Origin of the sequence: Gordonia sp. 135 (assembly GCF_009720185.1) — a bacterium.
GTDB classification, from domain to species: Bacteria; Actinomycetota; Actinomycetes; order Mycobacteriales; family Mycobacteriaceae; genus Gordonia; species Gordonia alkanivorans.
This window is the reverse complement of the sequence record NZ_CP046257.1, coordinates 4,269,721-4,281,681: the sequence shown is the minus strand read 5'-3', so window position 1 is coordinate 4,281,681 and position 11,961 is coordinate 4,269,721. Positions and strand designations below refer to the sequence as shown.

At 68.1% G+C, this 11,961-nt stretch carries 8 protein-coding genes; 2 read left to right on the top strand and 6 right to left on the bottom strand.

Annotated features, from left to right (window positions below; genetic code table 11):
* The first annotated feature begins 7 nt into the window (after nt 1-7).
* Both GKZ92_RS19355 and GKZ92_RS19350 read left to right on the top strand, forming a co-directional pair.
* Entirely contained in the window at nt 8-796 is a 789-nt protein-coding gene (locus GKZ92_RS19355) for a GntR family transcriptional regulator (RefSeq protein WP_081724860.1), read from the top strand.
* Nucleotides 797-921: 125 nt separating this feature from the next.
* A complete protein-coding gene (locus GKZ92_RS19350) occupies nt 922-2,316 on the top strand; it encodes an MFS transporter (RefSeq protein ID WP_035754538.1) in 1,395 nt (464 codons plus the stop codon).
* Here the strand turns inward: GKZ92_RS19350 and GKZ92_RS19345 are convergent.
* From GKZ92_RS19345 to GKZ92_RS19320, 6 genes are read right to left on the bottom strand one after another with little or no spacing between them, the layout of a single operon-like run.
* Nucleotides 2,313-3,524, bottom strand: a complete 1,212-nt coding sequence (locus GKZ92_RS19345; RefSeq protein ID WP_035754539.1) for a M20 family metallopeptidase — start codon at nt 3,522-3,524, stop codon at nt 2,313-2,315. The two genes, GKZ92_RS19350 and GKZ92_RS19345, sit on opposite strands and share 4 nt — an antisense overlap.
* Nucleotides 3,521-4,771, bottom strand: coding sequence for an aminotransferase-like domain-containing protein (locus tag GKZ92_RS19340; protein WP_035754541.1), 1,251 nt, complete (start codon nt 4,769-4,771; stop codon nt 3,521-3,523). The genes GKZ92_RS19345 and GKZ92_RS19340 overlap by 4 nt, the downstream gene beginning before the upstream one ends.
* Before the next feature lie 48 nt (nt 4,772-4,819).
* The gene (locus GKZ92_RS19335; protein ID WP_042378519.1) at nt 4,820-6,013 is read right to left on the bottom strand and encodes a M24 family metallopeptidase; all 1,194 of its coding nucleotides are present in this window, start codon (nt 6,011-6,013) and stop codon (nt 4,820-4,822) included.
* Between the two features lie 58 nt (nt 6,014-6,071).
* A complete protein-coding gene (locus tag GKZ92_RS19330) occupies nt 6,072-7,577 on the bottom strand; it encodes an NAD-dependent succinate-semialdehyde dehydrogenase (RefSeq protein WP_042378521.1) in 1,506 nt (501 codons plus the stop codon).
* Nucleotides 7,574-10,663: an FAD-binding and (Fe-S)-binding domain-containing protein gene (locus tag GKZ92_RS19325; protein ID WP_155225529.1), complete on the bottom strand. Its 3,090-nt coding sequence runs from the start codon at nt 10,661-10,663 to the stop codon at nt 7,574-7,576. Before GKZ92_RS19325 ends, GKZ92_RS19330 begins: the two co-directional genes overlap by 4 nt.
* Nucleotides 10,647-11,954, bottom strand: a complete 1,308-nt coding sequence (locus tag GKZ92_RS19320) for an aspartate aminotransferase family protein (protein WP_006360984.1) — start codon at nt 11,952-11,954, stop codon at nt 10,647-10,649. Before GKZ92_RS19320 ends, GKZ92_RS19325 begins: the two co-directional genes overlap by 17 nt.
* Nucleotides 11,955-11,961 lie beyond the last annotated feature (7 nt).

The window sequence follows — 11,961 nt, the reverse complement described above, 5'->3', positions numbered from 1 at the left end:
AGAAGGAATGACGGTGGCGATCACAGTGGATGGGGACGGCCCGGGCGTGGACGGCCCGGGGGGTCGGCGCGCCGCTTCTCACCAGGGAAAACGAGGCGGCTCGACGCGCCGTCGAGTGCTCACGCCACTGGTGCAGGAGTCGACACCGGCGATCATCGCGCGTAAGTTGCACAATGCCATTGCGAACGGCGACTTCCCACCCGGGTCGCAGTTGACGGAGTCCGGTCTCGCCGCAGACCTGGGCGTCAGCCGCGGCCCGCTGCGTGAGGCGATGCAACGTCTCACCGCGGAGGGTCTGCTGGTCAGCCATCGCAACCGGGGCCTGTTCGTCGTCTCGATGGAGAGAGACGACATCCGCGACATGTACGTCGCGCGCACGGCGGTGGAACGTGCTGCCGTGCAACAGGTCATCGCGCACAGCGAATCGGAGGCGGTGGCCGCGCTGGACGAGGCGGTGGAGGCCATGCGCGTGTTCGGCGACGAGCCGAACGGTGCCGGGATGGCCGAGGCGGACATGGGATTTCACCAGACGCTGGTGGAACTCGCGGAAAGCCGGCGCCTTTCGCGTCTCCACGAGACGATTCTCGTGGAAACACGAATGTGCTTGCGAGCCATGCGAGGAACATATTCATCGGGAAAGGAACGGATCGACGAACACCAGGCGTTGGTGGACGCCATAGCTGCGGGGGATTCTGCCAAGGCAGATGCGCTGATGATCGAGCACATGGCCGACGGGCTGCGCCGATTGATCGGTGACGGCGACGACGCCGGTGATGTCCCCGGGTCCGGGAGCTGATCGCTCGCGGTTCGAATGTCCACGGATGGTCGAGCAGGCTGCCGTCCGTGCACAAAGGCCCACCAACGCCGGAGATGACCTAGCGAGGGGCGAGTCACGGCCTCGATGACATTCAGGAAGCGCAGATGAGCGACACGACACCAGCGGATACTTATGAGCAGCTCGCACCGGACCCGGAGTCACCCGAGGGACGGAAACTCCTCCGCAAGGCCATCGGTGCCTCGGCGATCGGAAACGCCACCGAATGGTACGACTACGGCGTCTACGCCGCGGCCTCGGTCTATCTGACCCAAGCCTTCTTCCCAGGTGAGTTCGGAACCATCGGCACCATGCTGGGTTTCGCGGTCTCCTTCGTGCTCCGCCCCCTCGGTGGCATGATCTGGGGGCCGATCGGCGACCGTATCGGCCGCAAATCTGTTCTGGCCATGACGATCCTGCTGATCTCGGGCGCCACCGCGCTGATCGGCCTACTGCCCACGCACGCGTCGATCGGTGTATGGGCACCCATCCTGTTGATCCTGCTCCGCGTCATCCAGGGTTTCTCGACCGGTGGTGAATACGGTGGCGCGGCAACGTTCATGGCCGAGTACGCGCCGGACAACAAGCGCGGCAAGTACGGCTCCTTCCTCGAGTTCGGCACGCTCGCCGGCTTCTGCGGCGGTACCGCATTCGTTCTGCTCCTGCAGCTAGGCCTCACCGACTCGCAGATGGACCAGTGGGGTTGGCGTATCCCGTTCCTGCTCGCGCTGCCCATGGGTCTGATCGGGTTGTACCTGCGCTCGCAGATGGATGACACCCCCGTCTTCCAGGAGCTGGAGCGGGAGGACGAGATCAAGGGTTCGGCGTGGACCCGGTTCAAGGATCTGCTCGTCAACTACCGGCGACCGATCCTGACGATGTTCGGCATGGTCATCGCACTCAACGTCGCCAACTACACGCTGTTGGCGTATCAGCCGACCTACCTGCAGAACACCATCAACCTGTCCGAGACCTCGGCGAGCGTCGTCAACCTGATCGGGCAGCTCGTGATGATGCTGCTCATCCCGTTCTTCGGCTGGTGGTCGGATTCGACCGGGCGCAAACCCATGTGGTGGGGATCGCTGATCGGCCTGTTCGTCCTCGCGCTCCCGCTGTACTGGCTCATGGGGCAGGGATTCGTCTGGGCGATAGTGGCATTCGTGATCCTCGGAGCGCTCTACATCCCGCAGCTGGCCACCATCTCGGCGACCTTCCCGGCCATGTTCCCGACGCAGGTGCGATATGCGGGCTTCGCGATCTCCTACAACGTCGCGACCGCTGCGTTCGGCGGTACCGCGCCGCTGGTCAACGATGCCGTCGTCGAGAACACCGACTGGAACCTCTTCCCGGCGGTGTACATGATGGGGGCCTGCGCCATCGGCATGGTCGCGCTGCTGTTCCTGAAGGAGACCGCGGGCTGCTCGCTCCGCGGCACCGAGATCCCCAGCAAGGAGAACGACTTCCACGAGCTGCAGAAGAAGCCGGCGGAGTCGAGGGTCTAGGCCAGCAACCTCAGCCCGGCGAGCGTGTACGCCTTTGCCGCAGTGACGAGATCTGCGATGGCGACCGACTCGTCGGGCTGATGTGCGTCGGTGTTGATGTTGCCGGGGCCCAACACGATCGACGGGATGCCGAGGTCGCGGCTGACGAAACCGCCGTCGCACGCAGCGCTCCAGCCGCCCACCGAGGTCGCGGTGCCGGAGTCGGTGACCGCACCGACTGCTGCGGTGACGAGCGGGTGATCGGCGGCGGTCGCGAAACCCGGCATCTCCATGGTGACGCGGACATCGACGGTGATGCCGTCGGTGTCGATTGCCCTGTCGCGGATAGCTTTTCGGAGGTCCCCGGCGACCGCATGCGGGTCCTCGAAGGGCATCAGGCGCCGGTCGATACCGAGCGAGCATGTCGGTGCGACGACCGAGATGCCCTGTCCGCCTTGGATGGTGCCGACGTTCCAGGTGCCGCAGCCGAGCAGGTCGTCGAGCGTCTCGTGAAGGTGCTCGTGGTCGGCGCGGATGAAATCGACGATCGCGGCCGCGGCGTTGATGGCACTGCGCCCGTCGGCCGGTCGGCCGGAATGCGCGGCGCGGCCGGTCACCTCGATCTCGATGTACGACGCACCGCGGCAGCCGCGGACGATCTGCATGTCGGTGGGTTCGGCGACGATACAGCCGAGGAATTCGGAGTCGGCGGGACGGCCGACGAAGTCGCGCACGCCGATGCCGTGCTCCTCCTCGTCGACCGTGCACACCAGGCGCACGGGGCCCGAGAGTCCGACGCCGAAGTCGCGTGCCCGCGACAGCACGCTCATGGCTGCCACGACGGACGCGATCCCGCCCTTCATGTCGGTGGTGCCGCGTCCGTAGAGCCGGCCGTCGCGAGTCCGCACGGTGTACGGGTCGGCGGTCCAGTTCGGGCCGGCCGGCACGACGTCGGAATGGCCGAGGAACATCAGTCCCGGGCCGTCGCCGCCGGGGAGAGTGGCGATCAGGTTCGGGCGCTCGGCGGCCACCTCGTAGGTGTCGACAGCGAACCCCAGCGCGCGACACGCCTTTTCCAGGATCTCGACGGCGGCGCCCTCGGTGCCACCCGGGTTCTCGCTCGGTGCCTCCACCAGCGCGGTCGTGAGCGCGGTGACAGCGGCCTCGTCGATCAGATCGACGAGCGACTGCTCGGCCGGACTCAGCTCAGGTACGTGTTCACCGCTCACCGTGCCATCTTCTCAAGACTGGACGTGAGGCGTCGAATACCTTCGTCGATCCGGTCCGGCGTGCTCGACGCGAAGCACAGGCGCATCGAGTTGCGGAACCGGCCACCCGGCGACAGCGCCGGACCGGGGATGAAGGCGACGCCGTCGGCCAGGGCGATCTCGAACAGCTCCCGGGTGTCGATCTCGGCGAACTCCTCACGCAGCGTGACCCACAGGAAGAAGCCGCCCTCCGGGTTGGTGGTGACCACGCGGTCGCCGAGGTGGCGGGCGATGGAGTCGAGCATGGCGTCCTTGCGCTCGCGGTACAGCGAGCGGATGCCGGCGAGGTGGTCCTCGAGGCCACCGCGCGCGATGTACTCGGCCACGATGTGCTGGTTGGGCACGTTGGTGCAAGTGTCCATGGCCTGCTTGCCGTTGATGAGCAGCTGCCGCAACGACGGATCGGCGTCGACCCAGCCGACGCGCCAGCCGGGAGCCAGGATCTTGGAGAAGGTCCGCACCGAGAAGATCAGCGGATCGCCGGGACTCATCGTCTGGAAGGTCGGGATGTCGGTTCCCGCGAAGCGCAGCAGACCGTACGGATCGTCGTCGATGACGACCGAACCCCACGTGTGGGCCAGGCGCAACAGCTCGCGGCGTCGTTCCTCCGACATCGTGACGCCGGACGGGTTCTGGAACGTGGGGATCGTGTAGATCGCCTTGGGGGTCTTGTGGGTGCGCGCCACCAGATCGGCGAGCAGATCGACCTGCATGCCGTCGTCATCGACCGGTACCTCGAGCAGCTGTGCGCCGTAGGACAGCGCGGTCGCGCTGCCGTTGGTGTAGGTCGGGGACTCGACGATGACCAGGTCGCCGGGATCGACGAACAGTTTGCAGGCGAGGTCGAGGCCCTGCATGCCGCCGGTGGTGATCACCAGGCGGTCGTGGGTCGACGGGTCGGGCGTGGTGGCGAGATAGTCGACGAGCAGCTGTAGCAGCCGCGGTTCCCCTTCGGTGGCACCGTAGGTGAACGACGTGTGGTCGAGGATCTCGCCGGCGATCTGACGGAACTCGTCGGCCGGGACGGCCTCGTCGGCAGGTGAACCCATCGCGAAGCGCACGATGTCGTGGGACTGAGCGGCCAGCAGGGAGGTCGACGAGTCGATCATCGACCCGACCAGGTCCTTCGTCCGCCCGGCCAGAGGCAGCGTGGGGCCGGAATGCCGTAGGTCGTTCACGGGTTCGGTGGCGGTGTGGGTGGTGGTCATTCTGGTCACCTCATTCCTTCTCTGGAGTGGATTGCGTTGTGCTCGACACTATTTCTGGATCAATTCCCGCGGGAACGACGTGAGGCACTCGACGCCGGTGGGGCTCACCCGCACCGATTCGGAGAGCTCGAAACCGTAGTTCTCCATCCACATCCCGCAGACGATGTGGAAGGTCATGTTGGTCTCGAGGACGGTCTCGTCCTCGGAGCGGATGCTGATGGTGCGCTCACCCCAGTCCGGCGGGTACCCGATGCCGATCGAATACCCCAGGCGCGAGGGCTTTTCGAGTCCGTACTTGGCCAGGGTCCAGTTCCAGGTGGAGGCGAGTTCGCGCGTCGCCACCCCCGGCTTGATCGCCTCGAGGACGTTGTTCAGTCCCTCGGCGGTGGCCTTCGCGACATAGTCGAGGTCTTTGTTCGGGGTACCCAGCGACACCGTCCGCGCGAGCGGACAGTGGTACCGGTTGTGCGCGCCGGTCAGTTCGATGACCACCGCCTCGTCCTCGACGAAAGTTCCCTGATGCCAGGTGAGATGGGGTGTGTCGGCCGCCGCGCCGGTCGGCATCATCGGCACGATCGCCGGGTAGTCGCCGCCGAAATCCGGTGTCCCGGTGATCTGTGCCTGCGAGATCGCCGCCGCCGCATCGCATTGCCGCACACCGACGTCGATGGTGTCGATCGCCGCGCGCATGGCCTCCGAGCACACCATCCCGGCCTGACGCATCAGCTGGACCTCGGCCTCGGACTTGACCGACCGCACCCAGTTGACGAGTTCGAAGTTGTCGACGAGCTTCCACTCCGGGATCGCATTGTGCAATGCGCGATAGGCCTTGGGAGAGAAGAAGTGCGAGTCCATCTCCAGGCCGACCGAACCGCCGCGCGAGGCGGGCGCGATGGCGTGCCGCTGGCGGAGCGACCACGCGACCCAGTCGAAGGGATGCACGTGCGGCCGGTGCACGTAGCTCTCCGGGTACCCGACGATCTGCTCGTCGGGCAACCACGTCGTGCGGTGCGCGCCACGGGCATCCATCTCCCGGGCGTAGAAGACCATCTCGCCCTCGATCGGGACGAACAGCATCTGCGGGGTGTAGAACGACCACGCGTTGTACCCGATCAGATAGAAGATGTTGGCCGGGTCGGTGACGATGATCGCCGACAACCCCTGACGGTCCATGAGTTCACGAACCCTCGTCAGGCGCTGTTCGTACTCGCTGTCGGTGAACAGCTGAGTACCGAGGTACATGGGCTTGCTGCTCCTTGCTCACACGTCGGTGGTTCGGCGGGATGTTCTTTTCGCGTCCTCAGCGGCGGATCGGCGTCGCCGTGTACTTCATGTCGAGGAACTCCTCGATGCCCACGCGGCCGCCCTCACGGCCGAGGCCGGACTCCTTGACCCCGCCGAACGGAGCGGCCGGATTCGACACGATGCCCGTGTTGACCCCGACCATACCGGCTTCCAGCGCTCCCGACAGGCGAGCGCAACGGTCGACGTCCTGGCTGAAGAAGTAGGCGACCAGACCCCATGCGGTGTCGTTGGCGAGAGAGATCACCTCGTCGTCGGCGGCCGGGTCGAGGGGATTGCCGGCGTCGCCGAACGGGATGATCGCCGCGACCGGACCGAAGATCTCGTTGCGCACCAGATCGGCGTCGAGGCCGACGCCGGTCAGCACCGTTGGCGGGTAGAAGTAACCGGGACCCTCGGGCGCCACACCGCCGCAGGCCACCGTGGCGCCCTTGGACACCGCGTCGTCGACGAGCGAGGAGACCTTCGCGACGGCCTTGGGCTCGACGAGCGGACCGACCTGCGTTCCCTCGGCGGCGCCGTCGCCGACCTTCAGTGCGGCCATCTTCGCCGTGAATTGCTCGGTGAACTCGTCGATCACGCTGCGGTGCACGAAGATCCGGTTGGCCGCGGTGCAGGCCTGACCGGTGTTGCGCATCTTGGCCAGCATGAGTCCGTCCACCGCGCGGGAGATGTCGGCGTCGGCGCACACGATGAACGGGGCGTTGCCGCCGAGCTCCATCGAGGTGCGCATCACGGTTCCGGCGGCCTGCCGCAGCAACGTCTTGCCGACCTCGGTCGATCCGGTGAAGCTGACCTTGCGGGCGAGCCCGCTGTCCATCCACTCGGTGACCACCGTCGACGGATTCGTGGTGGTCACGACGTTCAGTACGCCGGCAGGCAGGCCCGCCTCGACGAGGATGTCGGCGAGGAGAAGTGTGGTCAGCGGGGTGAGCTCGGCGGGCTTGAGAACCATCGTGCAGCCGGCCGCGACGGCGGGCCCGATCTTGCGGGTTCCCATGGCCAGCGGGAAGTTCCACGGTGTTATCAGGATGCACGGGCCGACCGGCTGCCTGCTCACCACGATGCGGTGGCCACCGTCTCCGGTGGTGGTGTGGTCACCGCCGATGCGCACGGCCTCCTCGGCGAACCACCGGAAGAACTCGGCGCCGTAGGCGACCTCACCTTTGGCCTCGGCCAGCGGCTTGCCCATCTCGGCGGTCATCACCGAGGCGATCTCGTCGACCCGGCTCATGATGATCTCGTATGCGCGGTAGAGGATCTCGCTGCGGCTGCGCGGGGACGTGGCAGCCCACTCGGCCTGATGCGCGGCCGCGGTCTCGAGTGCGCGCCGGGCGTCGGTCGCGTCGGCGTCGGCCACCTGTGCGAGCACCTCGCCGGTCGCGGGATTGAGCACGTCGAAACGGTCGCCGGCGGCGGCCGGAACCCATTCACCGTCGATGAACAGGTCGGTGTGGACCGACGAGATGGCGTCGGGGACCTGGGTGGTGGCGATGGCCGTCATGATCGGGCTCTCCTCGGTTGATCGGGGGTGGGTCGGGGTCGGGTTGTGGAGGTGAGAAGTTCGGCGAGGTGGACCCCGCGGATCTCGCGTGCGTCGGTCAAGTCGTCGTCGACCATAGCGAGGTGTTCGACCGCCATCGCGCAGCTGAATCCGTCGGTGACGACGGGGCGATGCGGGTTGTCGCGCAACGCGGGTGCGAGTCCGTTCTCCGCGACGGCCATGCTGACCTCGTAGTGGCCCTTCTCGAAGCCGAAGTTACCTGCCACACCGCAACATCCGTCGGCGGAGTGCACGGTGACGCCGAGTGCTTCGAGAGCCGCGGTGCCGGTGCGGGCGCCGAAGACCGCGTACTCGTGGCAGTGGGTCTGGAGGGTCACCTCGTCCGGGAGCGGCGGCGGCCGCCATCCCGCGTCGAGCAGGGTCGGGAGGTGGGCGGCGAAGCTGCGTACGCGTGCGGCTACGCGACGTGCGCTGTCGGTGGGGACGAGTTCGGGCAGGTCCTTGGCCAGTGCAGCAGCGCAACTGGGCTCGGGCACCACGATGGGACGGTCGGTGCCGTCGTCGAGGTTCGCGGCGGTGCGTCGAAGTGTCCTGCGCGCCTTGCCCAGTTGACCGGTGGAGATCCAGGTGAGGGCGCAGCAGTTCTCCGACGTACAACCGACCTGCTCGCCCGTCGCGCCCAAGACCTCCGCGGCGGCGGCGGCCACCTGCGGGCGGAAAGCGCGGGTGAACGAATCGACGAACAGGATGATCTGCGAGGTCGGGGACACCGGGGCGAGCCCGTCCAGATGCGCCTTGCGGGTGCGTCGGGCCGCGAACGCCGGCATCGTCCGGCGAGGGTCGAGGCCGCCGGCGCGGGCGGCCAGGCCGCTGATCTTCGAGGACAGGGCGCGATTGATCAGCGGCGCAGCGGTTCCGGCCGCTGTCAGCCACGCCGGCATCCAGCCCAGGGAGTAGTGCGACAGCGGGCGGAGACGGCGACGGTAGTGATGGTCGAGGAATTCCGACTTGTAGGTGGCCATGTCGACGCCGGTCGGGCAGTCCGTCGAACATGCCTTGCAGGACAGGCACAGTTCGAGGGCCTCGGCGACCTCGGGTGACCGCCAGCCGTCGTCGACCGATGGGGCGGTGCGCACCATGTCCTGGAGGACCCGGGCCCGACCCCGCGTCGAATCCTTCTCGTCGCGGGTCGCCCGGTAGCTCGGGCACATGACGCCACCGGTGTCGGCGCGGCACCGGCCGACACCGATGCAGCCCTGGACCGCGTGGACGAAGGGATCAAGGAGCGGGAGTTCGCGAGAACCGCCCCTGACATCCGCCCCGGAGGGAGCCGCCGCCGACGTATTGTCATCGGCGCCGCTGCTGAGGGCGGATTTCGGGGGCGTATCCCGGGAGCCGTGGCCGTGGCCGTGGCCGAGGTCGAAGGCGGTCGGCCAGGTGCGGCGCGGGACGTCGGCCAGGGCGAGGTCGGCCGTGATCGACGGCGGGTCGACGATGCTGCCCGGGTTGAGGTTGCCCGCCGGGTCCCAGATCGACTTGAACCGAGCGAAGGCCGCCATCATGGCCGGTGCGTACATGATCGGCAGCAGTGCCGAGCGCGCCCGCCCGTCGCCGTGCTCGCCCGACAGTGAACCACCATGACGCACAACGAGTTCCGCGGCTCCGATGCAGAAGTGCTCCATCACGGCGCGACCCTCGGGGGTGCGCAGGTCGAAGGTGATGCGGACGTGCATGCAGCCGGCGCCGAAGTGGCCGTACATCACACCTGTGAGGCGGTGGTGGTCGAGGAGTTCGGCGAAGTCGTCGAGGTAGTCGGCCAGTCGCTCGGGGGCGACCGCCGCGTCCTCCCAGCCGGGCCAGGATTCGTAGTTGCCGCCGACACTCTCGTCGTCGGGGTCGGCCAGACGCGACGACAGTCCGGCGCCGTCCTCGCGGACGCGCCACAATGCCTTGCGCCGAACCGGGTCGTCGACGACGGTGGCGCCGATCATCCGGCCCTGCGCACGAAGGTGGTCGAGGAGTCGCTCGGCGGTCGCCGGAACGTCGGATTCGCCCTGTGCTCCGGCACTCTCGGAGTCGACGTCGATGAACAACCAGGCGGATCCCTCGGGAAGTCCGGCGACAGTGTCCCGGCCGCGGCGCGCGGCCATGGTGGCGACGATCTTGCGGTCGATGCCCTCGATGGCCGACGGCGCGAACGGGAGGATCGCGGGGACGTCGCGGGCGGCGTCGGCGGGGGAGTGGTAGCCGACGCAGAGCAGGAGCTGGGAGGTCGCGACCGGGACGAGGCGCACCTTCGCAGACACCACGATCGCGCAGGTCCCCTCGCTCCCGACGAGTGCGCGGGCGACGTCGAATCCGTTCTCGGGCAACAGCCGTGCGAGGTGATACCCCGAGACCTGGCGAGGGATGGTCTCCAGTTCGGTGCGCAGGATCGCGAGGTTGTCCGACGCGAGTTTCCGCAACTCGTCGGTGATCTCGGCGGCCCGCGCCACGGCCTGCCGGTCGCGGGGATCGGTGGCGTACAACCCGTCGCGCGTCGCGGTGAGCAGCAGCCCGTCGGCGGTGACGAGGTGCAGTTCGATCACGTGGTCGCTGGTGCGTCCGTATCGAACGGAGTGATTTCCGCAGGCGTCGTTGCCGATTGCCCCGCCGAGGGTTGCCCGTGACGCCGACGACGGGTCCGGGGCAAAGGTCAGCCGTCCTTCCGTCGCTGCACGAGCCCGCGCCGCCAGAGTGGTGAGCACGATGCCCGAACCCGCTACGGCGCTCGAGTTCTCGGCATCGACCGACAGCACCTGATCCAGGTGACGGGACAGGTCGATGACCACTCCGTCGCCGATGGCGTTGCCCGCCATCGAGGTCCCGCCGCCGCGCACGATCACCCGGACGCCGATGGCGTGACATCGCGCGACGATCGTCGCGACCTCGCGCGCAGACCGCGGGAAGGTCACGGCCCGCGGCGGGATGCGGTAATTCGAGGCGTCGTAGGAGTATTCGGCCAGACGGCGGGGCGAGGCGTCGGCATCGATGCCGAGGTCGGCGAGCTCGTCTGCGATGTCCACCGGCCTAACCCAGTGCGGCATGCAGCGCCGCGCCGAACCGCGCGACACCGAGGTCGATCTCGTCGGCGGTCACCACCAGCGCCGGGATGAGGCGGACGACGTTGGCCGACGGCCCGCAGGTCAGCGTCAACAGGCCCTGTTCCGTGGTGGCCTGCTGCACCGCGACGGCGGCCGGGGCGTCGGGCACCCGGTTGCCGGCGGCATCGGTGGAGACGAACTCGATGCCGGCCATCAGGCCGAGGCCCCGGACGTCGCCGACGCCCGGGAACGGCGCGCACACCTCGCGAAGCCCCGCGAGCAGTTGCTCTCCGCGCACGCGGGCGTTCTCCACGAGTCCCTCGGCCTCGATGACCTCGAGAGTCGCGACCGCGGCTGCGGCGGCCACGGCGTTGCCACCGTAGGTTCCGCCCTGCGATCCCGGCCACGCCTTGCTCATCAGCTCGGTCGACGCGGCGATCGCCGAGATCGGGAAGCCCGACGCCAGACCCTTTGCGGTGACGATGATGTCCGGGGTCAGGCCCTCGGCGTGCTGGTGGCCCCAGAATCTGCCGGTGCGACCGAACCCGGCCTGCACCTCGTCGAGGATGAGCAGGATGCCGTGGCGGTCGGCGCGCTCGCGCAGGCCCTGGAGGAATCGGGGCGGCGTCGGCAGGTAGCCGCCGTCGCCGAGGACGGGCTCGATGAGGAACGCGGCGGTGTCGTTGGGTGCGACGCGCGACTGCAGGAGGTAGTCGAGCTCCCGCAGCGCGAAGTCGACCGCGGTGTCGGTGTCCCAGCCGTAGCGGAAGGCGTAGGGGAACGGTGCCATGTGCACGCCGCCCATCAGCGGGGAGAAGCCGGCCGAGAAGCGGGTGCCCGCGGTGGTGAGGCTTGCGGCCGCGACGGTGCGGCCGTGGAATCCGCCCTGGAAGACGATGATGTTCGGCTTCGCGGTCGCCATGCGGGCAAGGCGGATCGCGGCCTCGACGGCCTCCGAACCCGAGTTGGCGTAGAAGACGGAGTCCAGGCCGGCCGGCAGGACCGCACCGAGTCGTTCGGTCAGCTCGAGCAGCGGCGGGTGCATGACGGTCGTGTACTGGGCGTGGATCACCTTGGCGCACTGGGCCTGCGCGGCCTCGACCACGTGCGGGTGGCAGTGGCCGGTGCTGGTGACGCCGATGCCGGTGGTGAAGTCGAGGTAGTCGCGGCCGTCGGTGCCGTGGATCCAGGACCCCAGCGCATGGTCGACGACGACCGGCGTCGCCTGCTTGAGCGCAGGACTGAGTGAGGCCGTCTGGTGGATGCGGGTGGGGGAGTCAACGCCGGCAGTCATGGGTACA

Coding starts and splice junctions, on each gene's coding strand:
- GKZ92_RS19355 (WP_081724860.1), top strand. CDS start 8: ATGACGGTGGCGATCACAGTGGATGGGGACGGCCCGGGCGTGGACGGC.
- GKZ92_RS19350 (WP_035754538.1), top strand. CDS start 922: ATGAGCGACACGACACCAGCGGATACTTATGAGCAGCTCGCACCGGAC.
- GKZ92_RS19340 (WP_035754541.1), bottom strand. CDS start 4,771: ATGACCACCACCCACACCGCCACCGAACCCGTGAACGACCTACGGCAT.
- GKZ92_RS19335 (WP_042378519.1), bottom strand. CDS start 6,013: ATGTACCTCGGTACTCAGCTGTTCACCGACAGCGAGTACGAACAGCGC.
- GKZ92_RS19330 (WP_042378521.1), bottom strand. CDS start 7,577: ATGACGGCCATCGCCACCACCCAGGTCCCCGACGCCATCTCGTCGGTC.
- GKZ92_RS19325 (WP_155225529.1), bottom strand. CDS start 10,663: ATGCCGCACTGGGTTAGGCCGGTGGACATCGCAGACGAGCTCGCCGAC.
- GKZ92_RS19320 (WP_006360984.1), bottom strand. CDS start 11,954: ATGACTGCCGGCGTTGACTCCCCCACCCGCATCCACCAGACGGCCTCA.